Here is a 23,995-nt window from a genome sequence, read left to right as displayed (position 1 = left end):
TTGAGAAGGGGATTCCCAGCGCTGCTTATCAAGCACGCTTTTAGCGGCGCTCGACACCCTTTGCCGCCAGGATGTCATCAACGGCTGCCGACATCAGAAATTCCGACAGCTGCTTGGCAGCTTCTGCGTCCGTTGAATCGGCGCTGATGCCAATGGCGAAGTCAACGTAACTCTGGAGTTCTTCCGGAAACCGACCGACAAGCATGACCTCGGGAGCGGCCGCGAGAATCGAAGTCACGGGAACGACCCCCAACTCGGCTTCCCCACGTCCCACGGCCGGCGCTGTCTGCCCTCCTGGTATGGCCACCAGCTTGGGCTTCACCTCATCCGCTATCCCCAAACGTTCCAGCAAACCGGAGAAGTAGCCACCGCTGGTTCCTTCACTGGCGTAGGCGATCGATCTGGCGCTCTTCAACGCCTGTTCGAATGCTTCCACGGACCCGATGTCGAGCGGTCGACTGCCAGCCTTGGCCGCCACCCCCATTGCTATCCGGCCGAACGCTACCTGGCTCCCCGCCTTGACCTTTCCCAAGGCAGCCAGATCCTGAACCAGGTTCGGATTGGTGATGACGAGGTCAAAAGCTTCCCCAGCCTCAATCTGCTTCTTTACGGTCGGATTGAGCTCCCACTTGACCGCAACTGTGAATCCCGTGGCCGCTTCGAACCGAGGTATGAGCGCAACGACGGCGGGGCGGACCGCAATGGCGCCAAAAAGCCGGATTTCCTGATTCATGGCCTAACCCCGAATCGATCGTAACGACCTTCCTTGGAATGCGTATCTAAGCCTTCATTCGGCGACCAGATGCCGAAGTCGCCTACTTCCTTGGCGGACCCTTGCGCTCGGCCGATGCCGCCCAGAGATTGATGTCCGACTCGCGGGCAAAGCTGTCGATCTCGGCGAGCTCTGCATCGCTGAAGTCGAGCGCCTCAAGCGCGCCGACGCAATCCTCGACCTGTTCCGGCCGGCTGGCGCCGATCAGCGCCGACGTCACCCTGCCCCTGCGCAGCACCCAGGCCAGCGCCATCTGCGCCAGCGTCTGGCCGCGGCGACGGGCGATGACGTTCAGCGCCTCGATATTGGCGATCGACTTGTCGTTGATGAATGCCGGGCGCAGCGACTTGCCCTGGCTGGCGCGGCTGCCATCGGGGATGCCGCCGAGATATTTGTCGGTCAGCATGCCTTGCGCCAGCGGCGAGAACACGATCGAGCCGACACCAAGCCCCTCCAGCGTATCGAGCAGGCCATCATCCTCGACCCAGCGGTTGAGCATCGAATAGCTCGGCTGATGGATCACACAAGGCGTGCCGAGCTGCTTCAATATGTCGGCGGCCTCGCGGGTGCGCTGGGAATTATAGGAGGAAATGCCGGCATAGAGCGCCTTGCCCGAGCGCACCGCGTGATCGAGCGCGCCCATCGTCTCTTCCAGCGGGGTGTCGGGGTCGAAGCGGTGGGAATAGAAGATGTCGACATAGTCGAGCCCCATCCGCTTCAGGCTCTGGTCGAGGCTGGCCAGGACATATTTGCGGCTGCCCCATTCGCCATAAGGTCCTGCCCACATTTCGTAGCCGGCCTTGGTCGAGATGATCAGCTCGTCGCGATAACCGGTAAAGTCCGTCCGCAGGATCTCACCGAACGCCTGCTCCGCCGAGCCGGGCGGCGGGCCGTAATTGTTGGCGAGGTCGAAATGCGTGATGCCGAGATCGAACGCCTTGCGCGCGATCGCCTGCTTGGTTCTATGCGGCGTGTCGTCGCCGAAATTGTGCCACAGCCCAAGCGAGATCGCCGGCAGCTTCAGGCCGGACCGCCCGCAGCGATTGTAGACCATCCTGTCGTAGCGGTTTTCGGCGGGGACATACGGCATGGGAAATCCTCAAATCGAAACGAGCCCGACGGCTGCCGCCGCGACAGTGGGGCAGTCGAGCTTGCCACCCTTAGCCTCTCCCCGCGCAAACGGGGAGAGGCTTTTTGCGGTGCTTGGGAGGTGCGCCGCCTACTTGGTTTTCTTCTTCGCCAGCAGCTCCTTCGCCGCCTTGACGCCGAGTGCCGCGGGCCGCTCGCAGCTGGTCTGCATGGCGACGAACTTTCCGGTCTCGCCCGAACGCAACAGGCCGGTCATGACGTCGACGGCATGCAGCGCCAGGTCCATCGAGCAGCGGTGCGGCCGGCCTTCCCTGATCGCGATCGCCATGTCGGCCAAACCGGCGGTGCGGTAGTTGGCCATCATGCCTTGCGAATGCATCTCGTTGGGCACGCCGAACGGATGCGGCCATTTCGGCAGCTTCTTCACCGGTTTGGCGGCTTCGGTGTAGCGCACTTCGCCGCCGAAGAAGTTCGGATCCGGCACGAACACCGTGCCCGCCTCGCCATAGAGTTCCATCGGCGCGTGGCCATGGCTCCAGACATCCCAGCTGGTGTTGAGCGTCACCATGGCGCCGTTCTCGAATTCCAGCACGCCGTGGATCGTCGTCGGCGTGGAGACCGGGATCTTTTCGCCGGCGCGCGGCTTCGAGCTGATGATGCGTTCCGTCATCGGGATCGAAGCGAAGGCGGCGACCCGCTTCACCGGCCCGATCAGCTGGATCAGGTTGGTAATGTAATAGGGTCCGATGTCGAGCACCGGCCCGGCGCCCGGCTGGAAGAAGAAGTCCGGATTGGGGTGCCAGTGCTCCATACCATGGCTCATCACATGACAGGTGCCGCTGGTGATCCTGCCGAGCCTGCCGGTGTCGATCAGGTCGCGGACAAGCTGGTGCGCGCCGCCGAGGAAGGTGTCGGGGGCCGAGCCGATGCGCAGCCCCTTGTTTTCCGCCCGTTTCTTCAGGTCGAGCCCTTCCTTGACCGACAGCACGAAGGGCTTCTCCGAATAAACGTGCTTGCCGGCATCGAGGATCTGCTTCGACACCTCGTAATGCACCGCCGGAATGGTCAGGTTGACGATGATGTCGATATCGTCGGCCTTGAGCAGCCCCTCGACGGTCTCGGCGCGCAGCTTGAACTCTTTTGCCCGCGCTTTCGCCGCTTCCATGTTGATGTCGGCGCAGGCGCGCATCTCGATGCCGCGAAACAGCGGCGCCAGCGAGAAATACGCCTTCGAGATGTTGCCGCAGCCGATGACGCCGATGCCAAGTTTTGTTGCCATGCTGGTGTGCTCCTAATAGGTCTTGGCGGCTGCGATCGAGCGGCGGGCGAAGCGCTCGATATCGTTGGGATTGTCCTGTTCCATGACGTAGTATTTTGCGGCGCTTTTGGCGCGCAGCGCCTTGATCAGGCCGGGCCAGTCGATGGTGCCGTGGCCGACATCCGACCAGCCGTCCTCGTCGAGGCCCTCGCCCGGCTTGGCCAAGTCCTTGACATGGACGGCGACGATGCGCTTGCCGTGCTTCTCGATCCAGGGCAGCGGATCGACGCCGCCGCGCACCACCCAGGCGACGTCCATCTCCCAGCCGATGTCGGGCGCGGAGGACAGGATATGGTCCTGCGGCACCGAGCCGTCGGCAAGCGCCTTGAACTCGAAATCATGGTTGTGCCAGGCAAAGCCATAGCCGGCTTTCCTGGCCGTCTCGCCGACCTTGGCCAGGCGTTCGCCGAAGCCGCGCCAGCCGGCTGTGTCGGCCGGCCTGAACTCGGCGTTCAGGAACGGGCAGATGAGCAGCGTGATGCCGAGCGCGTCGGCCGTCCTGCGCACGCCGTCGAAATCCTTCTCGAGCGCGTCGATCGAGAAATGCCCGGTCGGCATGGCGAGCCCGTTCTTGTCGAGCTCGGCACGGAACGCCTTGGGATCGTCATAGACGCCGCCGAACCCTTCGACTTGGCTGTAACCAAGCTCCCCCAGCATCTTGAGCACGCCCTCCCAGGGCTGGAAATTGCGGGCGCTGTAAAGTTGGAATGACCAGTTCATCGTCTCTGTCCGTTTTCTTGTGGATGGTTAGTTTTGGGGGGATGAGTCTTGGGGAGTGGAAGAGTCTTGGGAGGCTAAATCATGCTCTAGAGGCGGTTACCTGTGGCGGCGTCGAAAAGCGAGGCGCGCATCGGGTCAAAACCGATGCCGACCGCCTCGGCGTTGTTTGGCGTGCGCTCGGCTGTCACCCGCACCGTGAAATTCTGGCCGGCGAGCTTCAGCCAGACCAGCGTGTCGGAACCCATGGGCTCGACGACCTCGACATTTGCCGTGGCTGCGAACGGCCATCCCGTGCCGCTGTTGAACGCCACGTGCTCGGGGCGGATGCCGAACACGGCCGGCCCTGGCACCGGGTCCTTCTCGAAAGCATAGGTGGCAAGCGGTATCCGCACATCCTCGGCGACGAAGTGCCAGTCGCCTGCCGCTTGCTCCAGTCTGCCGTCGAGGAAGTTCATTGCCGGCGAGCCGAGGAAGCCGGCGACAAACCGGTTGACCGGCCGGTTATAGATGGTCTGCGGCGCATCGAGCTGCTGGATGACGCCGCCCTTCATCACGGCGATACGGTCGGCCAGCGTCATCGCCTCGATCTGGTCGTGGGTGACGTAGATCATGGTGTTCTCGAGCTTGCGATGCAGCAGCTTGATTTCGACGCGCAATTCCGCGCGCAGCTTGGCGTCGAGGTTGGAGAGCGGTTCGTCGAACAGAAAGACATCGACGTCACGCACAAGTGCGCGCCCGATCGCCACGCGCTGGCGCTGGCCGCCGGACAGCGCCGCCGGCTTGCGATGCAAAAGGGGTTCGATCTGCAGGATCTCGGCGGCCCGGGCGATGCGCTTGGCGATCTCGTCCTTGGCGAGGCCGGCAACGCGCAGCCCGAACGACAGGTTCTTCTCCACCGTCATCTGCGGATAGAGCGCGTAGGACTGGAACACCATGCCGATGCCGCGATCCTTGGGCTCTTCCCAGGTGACGTTCTTGCCCTTGATGAAGATGCGGCCTTCGGAAACGTCGAGCAGCCCGGCAATGCAGTTGAGCAAGGTCGACTTGCCGCAGCCGGACGGGCCGAGCAGCACGATGAATTCGCCTTCGGCAACATCGAGGTTGAGCGTCTGCAGCACCGATACCGCACCGAAATTCAGCGACAGGTTCTGGATCGAGACGCTGGTGCCGTTTGCCGCAATGCTGCCGTTTGCGTTCATCGCCATCATCCTTTCACCGCGCCGGCGGCGATGCCGCGCACAAACAATTTTCCGGACAGGAAATAGACGATCAGCGGCACCAGGCCGGTCAGGATGGTGGCTGCCATGTTGACGTTGTATTCCTTCACGCCTTGCACCGAGTTGACGATGTTGTTGAGCTGCACCGTCATCGGATAGGTGTCGGGGCGGGTGTAGACGACGCCGAACAGGAAGTCGTTCCAGATGCCGGTCACCTGCAGGATGATGGCGACGACGAAGATCGGCAGCGACATCGGCAGCATGATGCGGAAATAAATGCCCCAGAAGCCGGCGCCGTCGACACGCGCTGCCCGGAACAGCTCCTCCGGCATGGAGGTAAAGTAGTTGCGGAACAACAGTGTGAGGATCGGCATGCCGAAGATGGAATGGACGATCACCAGGCCGCTGAGGCTGCCGTAAAGGCCGACTTCGCGCAGGATGATGACGATCGGATAGATCATCACCTGATAGGGGATGAAGGCGCCGACGATCAGAATGATGAAGAAGGTGTCGGCACCTTTGAAGCGCCAGTTGGCAAGCGCATAGCCGTTCACCGAGGCGAGCGCGATCGACAGGATCACCGACGGGATGGTGATGCGCACCGAATTCCAGAAGCCACGCGACAGCCCGTCGCAGTTGAGCCCGGTGCAGGCGCTCGACCAGGCCTTGACCCATGGCTCGAAGGTGATCTCCATCGGCGGCGAGAAGATGTTGCCGAGGCGTATCTCGGGCATGCCTTTGAGCGACGTCACCACCATCACATAGAGCGGCAAAAGATAGTAGAGCGCCACCACGATGAGCGTGCCGTAGAGGAAGATGTTGCGGCGCGAGAACATATGCCGCGGCTTCGGCCCGCTCGGCCCGTAGGCTTCGAGCCCGCCGGCGCCGGCAATGGCGGGCAATGGAACGGCTTGGTCAGACACGCTTCTTGCCTCCAAACTCAAGATAGGCCCACGGCACGATGACGATGATCACCGACAGCAGCATCATGGTCGAGGCGGCGAACCCCTGACCGAGGTTCTGGGCGAAGAACATGTAGTCATAGACATATTTGGCCGGGACTTCGGAGGCGATGCCGGGCCCGCCGCTGGTCTGGGCGACAACCAGGTCATAGATCTTGACTATACCGGCAGCGATGATGACGAGCGTGGTGATGAAGACCGGCCGCATCATCGGTATGATGATGAACAGATAGGTCTTCCAGGTCGGTATCCCGTCGACCCGCGCTGCCTTCCAGATATCCTCGTCGATCCCGCGCAGGCCGGCCAGCATCAGGCACATGATGAGCCCGGTGCCCTGCCAGAGAGCGGCGATCAATATGCCGTAGATGACGATGCTGGAATCATAGAGCGGATTGAAGCTGAAGCTCTCCCAGCCGAGGCTGCGCACCACTCCCTGGATCCCGAACTCGGGGTTGAGCAACCACTGCCAGACGAGACCGGTGACGATGAAGGAGAGGGCGAAGGGATAGAGGAAAATGGTCCGGAACGTGTCTTCGAACCGGATCTTCTGGTCGAGCAGGGCGGCAAGCAGGAAGCCGATGACCAGCGAGAACAGCAGCGACAGCACGCCGTAGATCAGCAGGTTCTCGATCGAGACCAGCCAGCGCGGCACCGACCACAGCCGGTAGTACTGGTCGAGCCCGACGAAATTCAGCCGTGGCAGGAGCTTCGAACTGGTGAAGGAATAAAGCACCGTCCACGCGCTGCCGCCGACAAAGATCACCAGCGCGGTGAGGATCATTGGGATCGAGGCGATCTTCGCATTGAGGTTGCGAAAGAGTTGGCTAGGGCGTTCGCTCTTGCTCATCTGCACAGCCGCGCTGGATCGGGTAAGGGCCGGAGGGTCAAGAGGCCTTGACCCGAGCTCCCGACCCTGCGTTTGCAGGGGCGGGAGTGAGGCGGTCGGTCGATCGCTCAATCGGCCGAACCGACAATGGCGGCGAAGCGCTTCTGCGCATCTTCCACGGTCATGTCCTGCTTGGCGAAGAACTCGGAGAAAAGGTCCTCCTTCTGCTTCTGCGTATCCTGCGAAAGCAGCTGGTCGGTCCAGGGCATGACATTGCCCTTGGCGAGAATTTCGAGCCCCTTCTTCATGCAGTCGTTCGCCGCCTTGAGGTCGACGTCGCCGCGCACCGGCAGCGAACCTTTCTTGAGATTGAAGGCGACCTGCGTCTTGGGATCGAGCAGCGTGTGGGCCAGCACTTCTTGCGCCTTCGATTTTTCGGGGTCCTTCAGCAGCGGGAAGTAGAAAGCGTCGCCGCCGGTGGCGATGACCTCGTTGAGACCGAGGCCCGGAAGGCAAGTATAGTCCTTGCCGGCGGTCTGGCCGGCAACCTGGAACTCGCCCTGCGCCCAGTCACCCATGATCTGGCCGCCTGCCTTGCCGGTGATGACCAGATTGGTGGCCTGGTTCCAGTCCTGCACATTGGTGTTCTTGGCCATCTTGCGGGCGTCGTCCGCGGCCTTGAAGACCTTGGCGACCTCGGGCCCGGCGGCGAATTCCGCGTCCTTGTCCTTGTAGACCTTGAGGAAGGCGTCGGTGCCGCCGACCGCCGCAAGCAGCACGTCGAAAGCGCCGGAGGCCTGCCAGGGCTGGCCGCCGACCGCGAGCGGCTGGATGCCTGCCTTTTCAAGCGCGGGCGCCGCAGCGACATATTCATTCCAGTTCTTCGGCACCGGCACGCCGGCTTTTTCGAAGGCCGCATTCGACAGCCACAGCCACTGCCAGGAGTGGATATTGACGGGCACGCAATAGATCTTGCCGTCGAGGGTACAGCCGTCGAGCAGGCTCTTCGGCTGCACGATTTCCGTCCACTTTTCCTTGGTGGCGAGATCGGTGAGGTCGCGCATCAGCCCGGCCTGCACCAATTCTTCCGCCTGCCGGCCGTGATTGAACTGGGTCGCGCCCATCGGGTCGCCGCCGGTGATGCGGCTGATCATGATCGGCCGCGCCGTGCCGCCGGAGCCGGCGATGGCGCCGTCAACCCAGTGATTGCCGGTTGCGTCGAAAGCCTTGGCGAGTTCGGCGACCGCTGCCGCCTCGCCGCCGGAGGTCCACCAATGGGTGACTTCCAGATCCGTCGCGGCCGCCGGGCCGGCAAATTGCAGCGCGACCGTCGCAGCCAGCGCAGCAGTCATGAGTTGGTATCGCATTTCGTTCCTCCCAGAATCTGAAACGTTACAGATTTTCGATACGGCAATTGCTTCGGACGCGCAACCCCTCAGGCAAATCCGGCATCAAATTTTTTCGAAGCGCGAATAAAATCGCCTGGCCCGCCGACCTACCGCACCGCAACAGGAGAGGTTGCACTGCAAAAAGTTGATGCTGCGACGCCAGAAAACCGGAAAAGGCCCTTCTGTCGCTGTTTTTTGCGCCGACCGGAGTGCCGCTCGTTTTGCGCCTGTCACCAGTGATATCGCCACGGCAGTGACAATCTGTAACGTTTCAGTATATAGCGGTCTCATTCGGTGAAGGCCCGCGGCGTACCCGCGGCCCGCCGATTGCCGGCCTGCCCGGCAACTGCTATGCGCCTGACGGGGCGGGATGAATGAACAGGCATCAAAAAGAGAAGGCCGACGAAGCGTCGGGCCGGGGCCGGCCGACACTGAAGACGCTTGCCTTCATGACCGGGCTGGGCGTCACCACCGTGTCGCGCGCGCTGAAGGACGCGCCCGAGATCGGCGCCGAGACCAGGCGGCGCGTCCAGCTTGTCGCCAAGCAGATCGGTTATCGGCCCAACCGTGCCGGCGTCCGCCTGCGCACCGGCAAGACCAATGTCATCAGCCTGGTGCTCAACACCGAGCACGAGATCATGAGCTTTGTCTCGGATATCATCTACGGCGTTTCCGAAGTCATTGCCGATACGCCCTATCACTTGATCGTGACACCCTACTCGCGCTCGCAGGATCCGCTCGACCCGATCCGCTACCTCGTGGAAACCGGCTCAGCCGACGGCGTCATCATTTCGCGCACGCAGCCGAACGATCCGAGGGCCCGCTATATGCTGGAGCGCGGCATCCCCTTTGCCACGCATGGCCGCACCGATATGGGGCTGATCCATCCCTACCATGATTTCGACAATTATGCTTTCGCAGCCGAGGCAGTGCGCCATCTGGCCGGCCTCGGCCGCCGCCGCCTGGCTCTGTTGGCGCCGCCGGTCGAACTGACCTATCACGGCCACACGCTCGCAGGCTTTGCCGATGCGCTGAGCGAGGTCGGCGCCAGCGAGATTCCGTTCAACACCGTTTCGATCGATCATTCGATCGAGCAGATCAGAATGCGGACCGCGCAGCTGATGCGCCGCGAAAGCCGCCCGGACGGTTTCATCAGCAGCGCCGCCGCCGCGACGCTCGCCATCGTCGCCGGCATCGAAGACGCCGGCCTCAAGCTTGGCCGCGATGTCGATGTGGTGTCCAAACAATCGTCGGAGCTTCTGCACCTGTTTCGCAGCGAATTGCTGGTCGTCAACGAGAACTTCCGACTGGCCGGCGCCGAACTCGCCCGCTCGGTGCTGGGCTGGATCGGCGGCGCCGCCCCCGGCACCCTGCAGAGCCTGAGCGAGCCGGGCGAAGTGCAGGCCTATCGCCGCCCGGCGTGAGCGGGATATGTTCAGATTGAACTGGGCTCCATCTATTTGTCTTAGCCGCATTTCTGCGGCGCCAAGTGATTCCACTTGAATGCAAAATGCGCGCTGCTGACTGGCAGCCTTGGGGCCGGTAGCGGAAGGACCGCTCAGGGGCGGCGACTTTCCATTAGCGGACTGCCCGCTGTTAGTATTCGCGGCATGAAAAAGCGAACACCGAACCCATGAGGCAGTGTCCAGGGTTGGCCTCAAACGGACCCCGTTGTTGGGCCTGAGGCCGGAGTCGGCGACATTCAGCCAGCTTTTTTATGCGTCGCAGAAGCACCACTAGCACGAGACCCGTTCCTTCATTGTTCGCGCCAGGCTAGACTCTACTCCAATTTGGATTGCGCTCGTTGGGTGTGGCCCTCGCATTTCAGGCTCGGACGAGTGCTGACGATTTGATTAGAGGCAGATTTGACTAAATCGGCAAAGAACAAACAGGCTCCTCAGCAGGGAGCGCTGGAGAAAAAGCAGGCAACATCCACCGAACTGACCGGTGGCGCTGGCTTCACCTACGAAGACAAGGTGGTCGCCTATTATTTGGCGGCTCTTCTCCGCGGTGAGAAGGCGATGCTTCAGCACGGCAGTGTAAGCAGCGTTGCAGTCCAGCAGGCGGGCCACGGCCAGCCGATGGATGACCTTATTGTCGAGTTTCGAGATACTGACGGCCCAAGAAGCCTGGGTCTTCAAGTGAAGTCAACGATCACGGTGAGCGGGGCCGCTACCAACAAGGATTTCCGCGACGTCCTCAACCGGGCGCGAGAGACCCGGCAGACTCCAAATTTTCACGCCGATCGCGACGTTTGCGGTTACGTCGTTGAGAATGTAGCTGAGGCAGGACATCGGTCGCTCAACCGCCTCATCCGTTGGGCCGTAAGTAGCCCCACCCCTGCGGATTTTGATCGGCGCTTTGCGGAAGATGGCGCAGCCGCAGCCGCCGAACGTGCTCTTCGGGACGAACTGGCCCCGCTAGTCAGGGCGAGCAGCGCCGAGGACGAATGGAATTTCTACCGACAGTTTGTTGCCGCTCGACTTAACGGCCTCGACGAGACCGGCATCGTTTGGGCGGAGATCACAAACCGTCTTCAAGAGCTTGTTGCGAGCAACGAGGATGGGCAGGAGGTTCTGCTTTTTGATCGCCTCTGCCGCATTGTTCGCGATGGCGCCGGCACAGCCCGTAAATGGACCCGCGCTACCCTGCTCGCGCAACTTCGCGGGGTCGTCCGGCTCAAGGTTTCGCCGAGCTTCCGCGACGACATCGACACCCTTGTTCAGTTCTCCACTGATGGTCTCAACGAAATTGCCGAGACCATCGACGGATTCGAGGTTGACCGGGCTGCTCTTCAACAAGACGTATGTGAGCGCCTTGGCGTCAGCCGTGTCGTGAACATCAGCGGCCTCCCGGGGTGCGGCAAATCTGTCATGCTCAAACGGGTAGCCACAGAGGCCGGGCAGCGCGGGCCGATCCTATTCCTGAAGTCGGACCGGCTGACCGGGAAGAGCTGGGTGGAGTTTGCGGCAGCGCTGGGCCTCAGACATCGAAAGCTTGATGACCTCCTCGCAGAGATCAGCGCAACCGGCACGGCTACGCTCTACATTGATGGAATTGATCGCATCAACCCCGACCAAAAGCGGATCATTCTCGACATACTTAATGTGATCGAATCTAACCCTGGCCTCAGCAACTGGCGGGTTCTGGCCACATCACGCGACCAAGGTCTTGAAACATATCGCGCTTGGTTTCCAGCAAGCTTCTATAGCGGCACTCAGATTGGTGACTTTCAGGTCGAGCCGTTCAACGACGACGAAGCTGAGGCCCTGGCGAAGGAAAAACCTGGTCTTCGTCACCTTTTGATGGGCACGCCGTCAGTGAAGGCGATTGCGCGGCGTCCGTTCTTCGCTGCGGTGCTTGCCCGCAACTTTAGCGATGGGACGACCGAACCCCAGACAGAGGTCGATCTCATCAACGCTTGGTGGGCCCGAGCAGGACACGATGCCCCGGTGGAGGTCGTGCCGCAGCGGCAACGCGCGCTGCTCGATATCGCGGAAAAAGGAGTCGCCAACCTTGGGAAGAACGTCGCGGCCCGCTCGCTGGCACCACCCACGTTCGAGCACATCGCGGCGATGAAGAGCGACCTGCTTGTGCGTGGAAACAATGGCGACGCCTCATATTCGTTTACGCACGACATATTCTTTGAGTGGACGTTCTTCCGCCTTCTCATCGACCTTGGCGACACGTGGATCGAAGGGCTGGCGAAGGCTGGCGAGCCCCCGCTACTCGGCCGCGTTGTCGGCCTTTTGGCCCAGCATTCTATCGCCGAGCCGGGCAAGTGGTCGGCCAGCTACGCCGCCCTCGATGGATCGACGCTTCGGCCCCAATGGCGTCGGGAATGGCTAACCGCACCACCGTTTACAAGCGCATTCGTCAATAGACAGAAGGAATTCGCTGAACTTGTGACGGCCAACGACTATGCGTTGCTCGAAAAGCTCTTGGTCTGGTTCCAAGCCCAACACACAATTCCGAGCCCGATTGTCCTTGCCCAAGCCTCGCCGGGTCAATCAGGGCTCGATCAGGTGGGTCTTGCCGAGCTCCTGAGTTGGCCCTCTGACTTCACAAGCTGGGGGCGTTTTCTTGACTGGCTCCTGCCGCTCGCAGCTAAACTACCCGTCAGGCTCCTCCCCAGGGTTGTCGAAGTATTCTCCGTTTGGCAGAACGCCCTTTCGGATTTCCGTACGGCGCGGTCGAAAGCGATCGTCGCCACCTGCGCCGACTGGCTGATCGAATTTGAGAAAGCTGCTTATTCGGACAGACTGGTATTCGAGCGCGGCCCGTGGGACGAGCTTGGCCGCGACGCGCAAAAGCAGTTTGCCACGGCGCTGCGGATCGTCGTCCTTCGGGCCGCGCGCGCGTTTCCTGAATACGCCAAAGCGCTTTTCGACCGGGCGTTGACCAACGAGCGAATGCGCGGCGAGGAGTATTCGGATTTTATGGCGCTTGCCTGGATGATGGCGGAGGTGTCGCCCGAACGATTGGCGGCCGTCACCAAGGCAGAGCTGCAGCAGGAGCTGCCGCAGGATCACATTGACCGCGAGAAGCGCGAACAGCGGGAAAGGGTCGAGCGGATAAAACGAATCCGGAACAAGCCGGAAAGCGAGCGCACTGACAATGAAAGGCAGGCGTTAGAACATCCGTACTTCCATATCCCGCACAGCTATGATGGCTATGGTCGTGAGGAAATCGGGATCGACCGACATCACAACTTCTACTATCCGGTCTCAGCGGCGCATGAGCCCTTCGCCAGCCTCTTCGCCAAGAAGCCGGAAGTTGCACTCGAACTGGTTCGGGATCTCTCCAACCACGCAACGACCGGCTGGCGACAGATCGCAAACATCACCCGTCATCAACATGGTCACCCCGATTCCGGTGACAATTGTCTTTCCATGGGGCGAGCAGCAGTTTTGGGGCGATTGGACCGCTTATAATTGGCAGCTTGGCCAGCTCGGTGCGCAGCCGCTTGAATGCGCCTTTCTGGCCATGAGCTATTGGGCCTTCCATCAAATCGAAAGCGGCCGACCCGTTGACGAGATGATCCAGCTAATCGTGCAGGGCAACGAGGCGATCGCCGCCCTGGGCCTAGCGCTTCGCTTGGCGTTGGAGACGCTTCATATATCCGAAGTCACTCTTGCTCTAGTGGCATGCCAACGTCTTTGGCCTTTCGATACTGCGCGTGTGCGCCAAGAACCGACGCGAAACATCGACCTGTTTGGACTGGGACTGATTAATCAGCTAACCGGCGACAAGAAGGTCGCCCAGGACTACCTGGATAAGCGGCTGAGCCGGTTCCGCGACGTGAAGCAGCTCGCCATGCAGTTCGCGGTGAATGGCGACGATGCGCTCACCGAACGGTTTAGGCAGGCATTGGCCGATTTTTTGACTGATCTCCCCTACGAGCTGGAGGAGCAGCGCTCAAATCCGGCAGCGAAGGCGGCTCTCACCAAGCAGGCGGAAGAATATGCGGAGCTTGCCATCGTCGAAAATTATCAAGGATATCGCACGCCCGATGAACAGATCATAGTTGCCTATCATGCCCCGCTTTCCCCCGAGACTATTCAGCGCGGCGAGGCAGCGGGCGTGTATTTGCAGCAAAATAGCATCCTGGCGTGGGCGATGAAATCATTGCGCGCTTTCGCGCTCGCTCCCGACAAGACGTTGGCCGATGCGGTCGCGCTTGCTCGCCCGCTGGACCACCCGACGCTCTTTGCGGAGCGCTTGGATGTCGAAGCCCATACGGCCCAAAGCGTGGTCGCGGCCGTCGCTGCATGTGTCATCTGTTTCGGCGACGCCGCGTCCGACGACTACAAATGGGCGATGAATGTACTGGCGCGGATCGAGGGGATGAAGGAGCCTGCGGGATTTTTCTACGGCTCGAAAATCGCTTGGCATCCTGTGCTGCAATTGATCTTCGCATTGCTTCACCTGCGGCGCACCAATCCGTCTGATCTCGAGCCTGCGCGACGATTGGTCTGGATGGTGGCTCACCCGCACGAGGAGGCTGCAGACTTCACCTTGACAGCGCTACTTGCCGACCCCGATGCCCATGTGTCGTGGGTCGCGGCTCAACTTGCGCTGGAAAGGGCGCGCTTCTACCGACCGGCGATAAGTCAGGACGGCGAGCGGGACAGCCGTGCGGCAAAAAAGGCAGTGAAAACGGTGATTGATCGAGCCCTCAGGGGACTCAAGTCAAAGAAGTTTGAACCTTTTGCTCCGTTGCCGCCCGCTTGGGTAAAGTTGGCGTCAGCTTCGGACGACGACGATGATGCTGACAATGACGGCAGATGGACCGAACCTGATCCGCTGTTTGATCCGCAACGGGCCAAGAAACACCTCGAGAATTTTCCGATCGAGAAGTGGTGTGCTTCAGATGAGATAAAGCCGCTCGTGCTTGCGTTGATTCGAAGCCTCGTCAACTGGACGGTGCTGCGCATGAACCCGCCGGGAAGCACGGGAAGGCGGCGCGACCGTACCACCGATCTGCTTGGCTGGAACGATGCGCTGGGCGATGTATTGGTGCGTGCAGCACCATTCTTCGATCTTGCCCTCGTGAAGGAGCTTCTTGCGCCCTTCTTGCAGAACCACGATGACGACGAACTTGATGTTATCGCCGCATTCACTGACAGGTTGGTCACGCGCCACGTTCTGGACGCTGCAACGATACCCGCCGGTACTTTTGAGTTGCTGCGGCTCTGCGTCGATCACGTAATCGCCGACAGCACGTTTCGGCCGGGCGGATACCGTGCAGGAGAAGTCTCCGGTCACGATATGCAGAAGCTCATCGAGGCCCTCCTAATGGTCAATGTCGAACGGGCTACCGGAGCCGCCCGCTTCGTAAATGGCGATTGGTCCGAGATCGGTCTGCTCATGCCGACGGTCACTAGCTTGGTGATGGCCACGGGATGGTCAACCTTCGTCATGTCGAAGTTTCTGCTACTATGTCAGCGCGCCGGGACCGCGTACCCGCTCGACCATTTCATCGAACAGGTCAGCGCGGCACTCGCAAAATTGGACAACGCAAAGGGGAACTGGGTGGGGACCAGCCTTCCGGCGCGAACGGCAGCGGCGGTGCAACGGCTCGCCGACGCCAATTTCCCACTGCGGCCCGATCAGGCTCAGGGGCTGCTGCGGATTCTCGACGCGTTGATCGACCTTGGCGATCGGAGAAGCGCTGGACTTGAACAAACCGAGGCATTCAAGGGAGTGCAGGCCCGATCCTCGGATCCGATAACAATTGGCTAGTCGCCTCTCGTTTCTCCACGTGGTAAGAAATACCGAGCATTCTCGAAGTTTTGAGCAGCAGCCAATGTGGCGACGAGCTGGCAACTCCATGCCTTTGGCTCCTAGATGCCGCTTCAGCGGTGCGTTTGGATGTCCGCTTATGGGGAGGCTATAGGGACATACTTAACGGCCGCCATGAGGCGCAGTCCCGACGTCCAGATGGCGAACCGCCGGACCGGCCCGAGAAACGGCACGCTTGAGATCACCCGCGCGCGGCTCTACTAGTCCGAAAACCTCACGCTCACGCCGCGCTGCCGAAAATAGGCCTGCATCAACTTGCGCCCCGAGCGGTTGTTCTGCGCCAACTTGGTCGGATCGAACACCGCCTGTTTTATCCCTTCTCGTGTCAGCGCCGCTTTAAGGGTCGCGATATGTGCGTCGATGTCGGCATTGTCCGCCCGGAGCGATGCATAGATACTTTCGGTCGCCTGGGCCACGGTCGGTTCGCTCACAGGTGTCGTCCTTTGGTTGGTTGAGCGGCGGCTTACCACAGATTCGCGGCTCCGCCGATACCGATGAGGCCGTCAATCGTCTCTACCGGCATAGCAGGTTCCTGGCGCGAACCGACACCCAGTTGGTGGCTGGAGATATCTGCCTTCTGACAACCGCAAAATTGGACTCTAGGTCCAAGTCGCGGCGCTAGCCGCCCGCTCCGCTCCCCCAGGGCCCATGGAAAGCGCCCTGCCCATCGATGCGCTCGAAGCCGTGCGCGCCGAAGAAATCGCGCTGCGCCTGGATCAGGTTCGAGGTGCCCCGGCCCTGCCGGTAACTGTCGAAATAGGCAAGTGCAGATGACAGGGCCGGCACCGGCGAGCCGGCTTCGGCCGCCCTTGCGACGACACGGCGAAGCGACGGATGTGCCTCCTGCATCAATGAGACGAAAGCCGGCGCCATCAACAGGTTGGTGGCTGCACCGCCGCCGCCGAAGGCCTCCGCCATCGTATCCAGCAATTGCGAGCGGATAATGCAGCCGGCCCGCCATATCTTGGCGATGACCGGCATCGGCAGGTTCCAGTTGAATTCCTTCGACGCGCCGCTCATCACCGCGAATCCTTGCGCGTAGGCGGCGATCTTGCCAGCAAACAGAGCCAGCTCGAGATCGGCGAGCAGGGCGTCCCTGTCTCCGGAAATCTTGCTCACGCCGCCGGCATAGACCTTTTCGGCGGCAAGCCGCTCGTCCTTGATCGACGACAGTACGCGTGCCGCCACAGCCGCCTCGATCGCGGTGGCCGGGATGCCTAGCTGCTGCGCCTCGATCACCGACCATTTGCCGGTGCCTTTCTGGCCGGCGCGGTCGAGGATGATGTCGACCACCGGTTTGCCGGTCTTGGGATCGTCGGCGGCCAGCACCTTGGCGGTGATCTCGATCAGGTACGAATTGAGCCTGCCCGTGTTCCACTGGGAAAACACCTCAGCGATCTCTTTCGGCCCCATGCCGAGCCCGTCGCGCAAGATGCCGTAGATCTCGGCGATCATCTGCATGTCGGCATATTCGATGCCGTTGTGGATGGTCTTGACGAAATGGCCGGCGCCGTCGGTGCCAAGCCACGCCGCGCAAGGCTCGCCCTTGAACTTGGCCGAGATCGCGGTCAGCACCTTTTCGACGCGCTTCCAGGACTCTTCGGTGCCGCCGACCATGATAGAGGGACCGTGGCGTGCGCCCTCCTCGCCGCCGGACACGCCCATGCCGATGAAGGTCAGGCCCGAATCGGTAAGCTCGGAGAAGCGCCGCATCGTATCGCGGAAATTGGCATTGCCGGCGTCGATGACGATGTCGTTGGCCGACAGCACGCCGCGCAATGCCGCGATCTGCTCGTCGACCGGCTTGCCGGCCAGCACCATGATGATGATCGGCCGCGGCGGCCGGATCGCGGCGGCCAGTTCTTCGAGGCTGTAGCAGGGCACCACCCTATCCCGAAGCGCGCCGGCATTTTCGACAAAGGCATCGGTGCGCGCCGCGGTGCGGTTGAAGACTGCGATGCGGTGCCCCTTCTCGGCGATATTGAGCGCCAGGTTGGAGCCCATCGTGCCAAGGCCGATCAGGCCTATTTCGGCTTTTTCCATCGTTTCTTCCCTGCTTTCGGATCTTGTTGGTTTGAGCCCGCGATTGGGTTGGACGCCCATTCTTGATGACGATGATTGACGGGCCTTCAAGGCCGCGTCAACCGCCTCGCCGAATTGTGTTGCAGACCGCCAGCTTGTCCTCAGGGCCTGATGTCGATCGGCGCCTCTATCTTCACCATCTCGAAATCCGAGACCAGGATATCGAGCCGCGCCGTCCACCGGCCGGCGACTGGAATGACGAGATCGTCGACGCGCCAGGTGCCGTCGCCAAGCTTCGTCGCCGGGCGTTTTATCGGCTCGACACCGGAATCGGGCTTTGACAGGACCAGCGTCACCTGCTTGGCGTCGAGCGGGCCGAAATCGCCGGTCATGATGAAGATCGAAGCGGCAACAGGCCCGGTATGGCCGGGCACAATGCTGAGATCGGCCATCGCTTGCAGCGTGTGGATATGCACCGATGCCGGCTGTGCGGCGGCGATCGCCAGCGCGCGCGGTGGCGGCGTGAAGCGCCAACCGGCGGCGATGCCGAAGATCGCGACCACGATCAGCACCTCGATGCCGATCGAGCGGGCCAGTCGCCTCTGGACTACCGTCTTTCCCGCCTCGGCGGGGACCGTAAGCTTGAAGCGGTTGACGGCGGCGAGCGTGAACAGAAAGACGAGCAGCACCAGCTTGAGCAGCAGCAGCCGGCCATAAGCGGTATGGACCAGCGCCGACGGCGTTTTCACCTGGATGACGGCGAGCACGATGCCGGCTGCCGCAAGCCCGACCACGACGGGCAGGATCGCTTGCGAAAACCGGCGCAGCAACGGCCCGGCTTCGGCCGGCTGCCGTTTCAAGGCTAGACCGAGCGGCGTCAGCGCTCCGGACCAAATCGCGATACCAGTGGCGTGCAGAAACACCATCGGCCGGGTCAGCCATTGCGGCTCGGCGGCACTGGCATGCCCGCTGGCGGCAAGTGCTGCGCCAACGCCAACCAGTCCGGCCAAGGCCAGCGGCTTTGCGTCGGCGGGCGGCACGACCAGCGATAACAGGCCAAGGCCGAGCGCCATCAGCCCGATCAGCACCGTCCAGCCGAAGCTGGTGCCAAGCCCGGTCTGCCAGATGACCGGTTGCGCCAGCCGGGTAAGCGGCGCGCCGAGTGCATCCAGCCCCTGGAAGCCGAGCGACAAGAGTGCGGCGGCCAGCCCGCACAGGATCGCAGCGACGATCATGTTCTGGCCGGATCGACCGCCTTGCGCCAGCCAGGCCTGCGCAAAGGCACCGCCGACGCCGAAAAACAGGCCGATGTATAGAAAAACCTTGCCGATCCAGATCGCCGTTCGAAGCTCCCGGTCGACAGCTTCGGAGGCGGCCGGCGCAGCACTCGGCGCACCGACCGAGAACAGCACCGAGCCGCCGACCGGATGCCCGTCGGCGGAGATTACCCGCCAGCTCAGCACATGCGTGCCCGACGTCAGCGCCTGCGGATTGTCGATCTCGACGGTCTGGCCGCTGAGCCGGAAGGAGGTCAGCGGGATCGACGTGCCGTCGGGCCGCACCAGCGTCAGCACCAGCGGCGAAACCGGCTCGCTGAAGGTCAGCGACATCTGCGACGGGCTCTGCGCCAGCACCGCACCGTCAGCCGGCTCGGCCTTGATCAGCGCCGCATGGGCGAAGGCTGCGTTTGGCGCGACAATGGTGGCAAGCAGCACAATCGCAGCCAGCAGGCCGATGGCAAGCCGGCCGGTTGTGCAGGCCGTTCGCAGGATGGATGCCGCGCTCATGTCACCGCCACAAAGACAGCGGCGCGCTTTTTCGGATAGAGCGCGCCGCGTAAGGATCACTTCTTCGGCAGCAGCTTGAGGCCGGGCGCCGGAAATTCCAGCGCGTCCTCAGCCTGCCCGGCCGCCGGAATTTCGATCCAGCGATCGGCAACCCCGTCACATTCCTGCACCACCGGGAAATGCAGCGTCTGGCCTGCCGGCAGGTCGGACGCCAGCGTCGCGCGAAAGACGAATTCGTCGTAGAACTCGTCCGGCAGGCTGCCGGCGCTCCAGTCGATCTCCTTGACGCCGCTGGTCACTGCCTGGCCGTAGAGCTGGTAGGACTTTTCGTATTTGCCGTTCTTGACCTGCAGTGTCCAACCCGGCTTCGGCATCGGTTTGACCGAAAGCACCCCTTCCGGGATCTGCACGCGCAGCGCGGTCGTCGCCTTGCCCTCGCAGCCATGCGGCACCCGAAGAACCGCCTTGTAGGTCGAGCCCACCGCCGCCTCCGGCGTTTCGAGCGTGATGTGGGCAAAGGCCGCGCTGGTCCCGAGGACAAGAAGCACGCAGCCGGGCAAAAGAGATTTCTTCATGATGGTACCTCTCGAAGCGGCCAAGTCAGTCGTCGTCCTGGGGCGCCGGGCTGCCGATGCCTTGCACGGCGAATTCAATCTGCACGGGCCCGGCTTTTTCGAAAGTCAGCGTGGCGGAGAACGTTTCGCCCTCCTTGGGCTGCCGCTTCAAATCCATGAACATCAAATGATAACCGTTGGGCGCCAATGCGACCTTGCCGCCAGCCGGGATTTCGAGGCCGCCGGTGACCGGCCGCATCGTCATCACGCCATTGCTGACGCCCATCTCGTGCAGTTCGGCCTTGGCCGAAATGTCGGAGGTGATCGACAGCAGGCGATCCGCCGCACTGCCTGTGTTGGTGATGGTGAAGTAGCCGCCGGCCACCTTGGCGCCGGCTGGCGTGGCCCGCGACCAGGGGTGCCCGATCTCGAGATCGCCAAGCTTGAACTCGTGCGCCAACACCGTCTGGGCGCTGGCGAACAGGAGGGCAAGAACGCAGAGGGCGACGCCGAGACGCTGCTCGAAACTACCCAGTGAGAAGCGCCTGCGGCTGGATGCGGCAGCGCGAAAAGAGTGAGACATGATTGCTCCGTGGGCTTTAGGGGATCGCGCCGATGGCCGGTCGCGAATGATGTCGATAAACGCGCCGGCAAAGCGTTGCGCGGCGCGAACCAGAACGGATCAGGCCGTCGCCGGTGGTGCGCGCGGATTGGACGGAGTGCGGGCGCGGGCGAAATCGCGATGCCGGAAGGCCGGCAGGATAAAGGCGATGGTTTCGACGGAAAGGCTGCGAGCCAGGCTCCCGGCTGCATCCAGCGGCGCATAGACCGCCGAAACGAGATTGCAGCCAAGCATGCAGCAAGCCGGCATGTGCTGCTGATGCGGATCGCCGGCGGGGAGTTGCGCCGCACCGTCATGGGTGCAGATCGTGTTGCCGAAAGCATCGAATTGCGAGGCGTTCGGCTCGCCGCCGGAAGCAAACGCGCCGAACATCGACTGGAGCACGAAAAGCCACGCCGCGGCGAACGCGACCGGCATGCTCCATCGTCTCCGGCGTATGGTCAAGAACCAGCCTCTTCACGCAGCAACGTCAGCTCTCTAGCACGGAGCCGGCGGCCGGAAAATCGCCAAAACGTTGCTGCGGCAACGCAACACAATCACGCGCGTTGCGGCTGCCTGCCCTCGGGAATGGACGTCAGCAGCGTGTGGCGGGCCGATTTCAGGTGCTTGCGGCAGGCGGCGTCGACCTTGGCGAGATCGCGCGATTTGAGCGCGGCGATATAGGCGAGATGCTCCTGGACCGCGACTTCGTTGCGCTCGCGCTCCTGCGCCTTGTTCCACTGGTAGTGGTAGTGGAAGATCATGGCGATGACGTCGTAGAAATCGACGATGAAGCGGTTGTGCGACGCCCGATGGATCAGCCGGTGAAAGCGCTCGTCAAGCTCGGAGAATTCGTTGAAGCGCACGGCGATCTCGCGCTCCAGCCGGTGATGCTCGTCTTCCAGGCGGTCGAGGTCGGCCCACACCGGGCTGTCCTCGGGCAGAGCGGCAAAGGCTGCGGCCGAGCGCAGTTCGAACATCTCGCGGATTTCGGTCAGCTCCAGCGCGAAGGCGCGGGTAAAGCCTTTCAGCACCCAGTGGCTGTTGCGGCGCTTCTCGATCAGCCCAAAGCGCGAGAAGCGGATCAGGAATTCGCGCACGCTGGTGGTGCCGACGCCGATTTCGCGCGCCAGTTCGAGCTCGTTGATCTGCATGCCGGCTTCGGCACCGCTGGCAAGCAGCCGCCGCATGAAGGAGCGCTCGATGATCTCGGCCAGCGTGTCGGTTTCTTCCTCGGGGAAGAAATCGTCCGGTCGCGGTTCGCGCAGGACCGTCTTGCTGCGCTTGTTCCAGTCGATCAGCCCGGTTTCTTCCATGCGCGCAAGGATAGTGCGGACCGTCGTGCGGCTGACGCCGAGCAGCGTACCCAGCTCCGGCTCCGAAGGCAGGCTCCTGGTTTCGTCGAGCAGCCTCAGACCGCGATTATAGGCGTCCTTGTAAACGTTGTTGCTCTTCGACATCCCCTGCCCCGTGGCGCATCTGCGTTTGCGGCCAGTGTGAAGCGTTTCTCGCGCATGAAACCGGTACCTTTTCGGAAAACATCATGCGCAACGCTAGTTTTGGTTGTAGAGCCTACTTCTCGCATCCAAAAGACGCGTCGCGCTCTGGCGAAAAAACAATTGACGCAAAAATGTTTTTTCACGATAAAAGACATTATATGTTAAGAGCCGCGTGTCAATCCGCTCGCGCACCCAGGAACACACCCAGGAAGCTCCCGTGAACGCCGCAAACAGCATTCTTCTGTCTCCCGCCGACAATGTCGCGGTCGCCAATGGCCGCATCGAGATCGGCACCGTGCTGCCGGGCGGCGCCGTCGCCGCCGCAGTGATCGAGCCGGGCCACAAAGTGGCGATCAAGCCGATTGCGGCCGGCGAGGCCGTGGTCAAATACGCCCAGGCGATCGGCCGCGCCACGCAAGACATCGCGCCCGGCGAGCATGTCCATTCGCACAATCTGGTCTTCGAAAGCGGGCGTTTGCCGGTGGTGCCGCCGAGCGAGGCAGTGCATGCGACTGAGGCCGACCGCGCCCGCACCTTCATGGGCTACCGCCGCGCCGACGGCCGCGCCGGCACGCGCAACTTCATCGGCATTCTCGCCAGCGTCAATTGCTCGGCCACCGTCTGCCACGCCATCGCTGACGCGGCGAACCGCACGCTTCTGCCGCAATATCCCGGCATCGACGGCTTCGTCCCGATCGTCCACGGCCAGGGCTGCGGCATGAGCGCCACCGGCGACGGCATGATGGTGCTGCATCGCACGCTGGCCGGCTACGCCCGTCATCCGAATTTTGGTGGTGTGCTGATGGTCGGGCTCGGCTGCGAGGTCAACCAGCTCACCCTCTACGGCCAGAAGGGCGTTGCCGCGGGAAAACGTCATTTCAACATCCAGGAAGCCGGCGGCTCGCGCAAATCGGTCGAGAAGGCGTTGGTCGTGCTGGCCGAGATCGCCGAGGAGGTCGGCAAGCTTCAGCGTGAGCCGATCCCGGTCAGCGAGATCGTCGTCGGCCTGCAATGCGGCGGCTCCGACGGTATGTCCGGCATTACCGCCAATCCGGCGCTGGGTGCCGCGGTCGACATTTTGGCCGGCGTCGGCGGTGTCGGCATCCTCTCCGAGACAACGGAGATCTACGGCGCCGAGCACCTGCTCGCCTATCGCGCCGCCACCCCCGAGATCGCCGCCAAGCTCGACGGTTACGTGAAATGGTGGGAAGACCATGTCGCCAAACATGGCGCTTCCATCGACAACAACCCCTCGCCGGGCAACAAGCGCGGCGGCCTGACCACCATCCTGGAAAAGTCGCTCGGCGCGGTCGCCAAGGGCGGCCAGACGCCGCTCAACGGCGTCTTCGGCTATGCCGAAAAAGTCACCGGGCACGGGCTGGTGTTCATGGACACGCCCGGCTACGACCCGGTCTCGGCCACCGGCCAGGTGGCGGGCGGCGCCAACGTCATCGTCTTCACCACAGGCCGCGGCTCCTGCTTCGGCTGCCGGCCGACGCCGTCGATTAAGGTCGCCAGCAACTCGACCATGTATCACACGATGGAAGAGGACATGGACGTGAATTGCGGCGTCATCGCCTCGGGCGAAAAGACCATCGCCGGCATGGGCCGCGAGATCTTCGAACTGATCGTGGAGACGGCTTCGGGCCGCAAGACCAAGAGCGAAGAGTTCGGCTACGGCGACAACGAGTTCGTGCCTTGGCATCTCGGAGCGACGCTCTAAGCCGGACATGCGCAATAGTCGCGAACACCGGACGTGATCGCCAGGCGTCACAGTTCCAACGCTCCCGAAAAAGAATGAACATTCCATATTGACTGGATGATGGAATTAATATTCCATGCGACATATTGGAGGAGATTGGCAGCGGAGTTCCGAGGGAGCAAGCTTTCCCGCCCAGCCATTCGAGCGGCCATCAAACATCGCTTGCGCCGACC

General features: G+C 62.2%; 19 protein-coding genes. 4 read left to right on the top strand and 15 right to left on the bottom strand.

Annotated features, from left to right (window positions below; translation table 11 throughout):
• Nucleotides 1-40: 40 nt before the first annotated feature.
• The 8 genes from NKI54_RS00770 to NKI54_RS00735 all read right to left on the bottom strand — a co-directional run bounded on the left by NKI54_RS00770 (nucleotide 41) and on the right by NKI54_RS00735 (nucleotide 8,271).
• Nucleotides 41-733: a molybdate ABC transporter substrate-binding protein gene (locus NKI54_RS00770; protein ID WP_352568257.1), complete on the bottom strand. Its 693-nt coding sequence runs from the start codon at nucleotides 731-733 to the stop codon at nucleotides 41-43.
• A gap of 82 nt (nucleotides 734-815) precedes the next feature.
• Nucleotides 816-1,862: an L-glyceraldehyde 3-phosphate reductase gene (mgrA, locus tag NKI54_RS00765; protein WP_352690367.1), complete on the bottom strand. Its 1,047-nt coding sequence runs from the start codon at nucleotides 1,860-1,862 to the stop codon at nucleotides 816-818.
• Nucleotides 1,863-1,991: 129 nt separating this feature from the next.
• Complete coding sequence (locus NKI54_RS00760) at nucleotides 1,992-3,140, bottom strand: Gfo/Idh/MocA family protein (RefSeq protein ID WP_352690365.1); 1,149 nt, start codon at nucleotides 3,138-3,140, stop codon at nucleotides 1,992-1,994.
• Between the two features lie 12 nt (nucleotides 3,141-3,152).
• The gene (locus NKI54_RS00755) at nucleotides 3,153-3,899 is read right to left on the bottom strand and encodes a sugar phosphate isomerase/epimerase family protein (protein WP_023675224.1); all 747 of its coding nucleotides are present in this window, start codon (nucleotides 3,897-3,899) and stop codon (nucleotides 3,153-3,155) included.
• 86 nt (nucleotides 3,900-3,985) lie between these two features.
• Complete coding sequence (locus tag NKI54_RS00750) at nucleotides 3,986-5,098, bottom strand: ABC transporter ATP-binding protein (protein ID WP_352690363.1); 1,113 nt, start codon at nucleotides 5,096-5,098, stop codon at nucleotides 3,986-3,988.
• Nucleotides 5,099-5,103: 5 nt separating this feature from the next.
• Entirely contained in the window at nucleotides 5,104-6,039 is a 936-nt protein-coding gene (locus tag NKI54_RS00745) for a carbohydrate ABC transporter permease (RefSeq protein WP_352690360.1), read from the bottom strand.
• The gene (locus NKI54_RS00740; RefSeq protein ID WP_352456791.1) at nucleotides 6,032-6,925 is read right to left on the bottom strand and encodes a carbohydrate ABC transporter permease; all 894 of its coding nucleotides are present in this window, start codon (nucleotides 6,923-6,925) and stop codon (nucleotides 6,032-6,034) included. The genes NKI54_RS00745 and NKI54_RS00740 overlap by 8 nt, the downstream gene beginning before the upstream one ends.
• A 107-nt stretch (nucleotides 6,926-7,032) precedes the next feature.
• Complete coding sequence (locus NKI54_RS00735) at nucleotides 7,033-8,271, bottom strand: ABC transporter substrate-binding protein (protein WP_352456792.1); 1,239 nt, start codon at nucleotides 8,269-8,271, stop codon at nucleotides 7,033-7,035.
• 395 nt (nucleotides 8,272-8,666) lie between these two features.
• On the opposite strand from NKI54_RS00735, the gene NKI54_RS00730 reads away from it, so the two are divergent.
• The 3 genes from NKI54_RS00730 to NKI54_RS00720 all read left to right on the top strand — a co-directional run bounded on the left by NKI54_RS00730 (nucleotide 8,667) and on the right by NKI54_RS00720 (nucleotide 15,537).
• Nucleotides 8,667-9,716 (top strand): LacI family transcriptional regulator, encoded by a 1,050-nt coding sequence (locus NKI54_RS00730; protein WP_352690356.1) that lies wholly within the window; start codon nucleotides 8,667-8,669, stop codon nucleotides 9,714-9,716.
• 441 nt (nucleotides 9,717-10,157) lie between these two features.
• A complete protein-coding gene (locus NKI54_RS00725; RefSeq protein WP_352690353.1) occupies nucleotides 10,158-13,226 on the top strand; it encodes an NACHT domain-containing protein in 3,069 nt (1,022 codons plus the stop codon).
• Entirely contained in the window at nucleotides 13,150-15,537 is a 2,388-nt protein-coding gene (locus NKI54_RS00720; protein ID WP_352690352.1) for a hypothetical protein, read from the top strand. Before NKI54_RS00725 ends, NKI54_RS00720 begins: the two co-directional genes overlap by 77 nt.
• Before the next feature lie 260 nt (nucleotides 15,538-15,797).
• Here the strand turns inward: NKI54_RS00720 and NKI54_RS00715 are convergent, their stop codons facing one another.
• The 7 genes from NKI54_RS00715 to NKI54_RS00685 form a co-directional block, all read right to left on the bottom strand.
• Nucleotides 15,798-16,028 carry a hypothetical protein gene (locus NKI54_RS00715; protein ID WP_095488311.1) on the bottom strand — a complete coding sequence of 77 codons (231 nt, stop codon included), beginning with the start codon at nucleotides 16,026-16,028 and terminating at the stop codon, nucleotides 15,798-15,800.
• Nucleotides 16,029-16,215: 187 nt separating this feature from the next.
• Nucleotides 16,216-17,640: an NADP-dependent phosphogluconate dehydrogenase gene (gnd, locus tag NKI54_RS00710; protein WP_352690349.1), complete on the bottom strand. Its 1,425-nt coding sequence runs from the start codon at nucleotides 17,638-17,640 to the stop codon at nucleotides 16,216-16,218.
• A gap of 140 nt (nucleotides 17,641-17,780) precedes the next feature.
• A complete protein-coding gene (locus NKI54_RS00705) occupies nucleotides 17,781-19,406 on the bottom strand; it encodes a copper resistance CopC/CopD family protein (RefSeq protein ID WP_352690346.1) in 1,626 nt (541 codons plus the stop codon).
• Nucleotides 19,407-19,462: 56 nt separating this feature from the next.
• Complete coding sequence (locus NKI54_RS00700) at nucleotides 19,463-19,981, bottom strand: YcnI family copper-binding membrane protein (RefSeq protein ID WP_352456800.1); 519 nt, start codon at nucleotides 19,979-19,981, stop codon at nucleotides 19,463-19,465.
• 25 nt (nucleotides 19,982-20,006) lie between these two features.
• The gene (locus NKI54_RS00695; RefSeq protein ID WP_352690343.1) at nucleotides 20,007-20,543 is read right to left on the bottom strand and encodes a copper chaperone PCu(A)C; all 537 of its coding nucleotides are present in this window, start codon (nucleotides 20,541-20,543) and stop codon (nucleotides 20,007-20,009) included.
• 99 nt (nucleotides 20,544-20,642) lie between these two features.
• A complete protein-coding gene (locus NKI54_RS00690; RefSeq protein ID WP_352577424.1) occupies nucleotides 20,643-20,999 on the bottom strand; it encodes a DUF2946 family protein in 357 nt (118 codons plus the stop codon).
• A 119-nt stretch (nucleotides 21,000-21,118) separates the two neighbouring features.
• The gene (locus NKI54_RS00685; RefSeq protein ID WP_352448373.1) at nucleotides 21,119-22,021 is read right to left on the bottom strand and encodes a GntR family transcriptional regulator; all 903 of its coding nucleotides are present in this window, start codon (nucleotides 22,019-22,021) and stop codon (nucleotides 21,119-21,121) included.
• 256 nt (nucleotides 22,022-22,277) lie between these two features.
• On the opposite strand from NKI54_RS00685, the gene NKI54_RS00680 reads away from it, so the two are divergent.
• Nucleotides 22,278-23,783: a UxaA family hydrolase gene (locus NKI54_RS00680; protein WP_352577423.1), complete on the top strand. Its 1,506-nt coding sequence runs from the start codon at nucleotides 22,278-22,280 to the stop codon at nucleotides 23,781-23,783.
• The last annotated feature ends 212 nt before the right edge of the window (nucleotides 23,784-23,995 follow it).

It is taken from the genome of Mesorhizobium sp. M0663 (assembly GCF_040320585.1).
Classification (GTDB): domain Bacteria; phylum Pseudomonadota; class Alphaproteobacteria; order Rhizobiales; family Rhizobiaceae; genus Mesorhizobium.
This window is presented reverse-complemented; position numbering and strand designations above follow the sequence as displayed.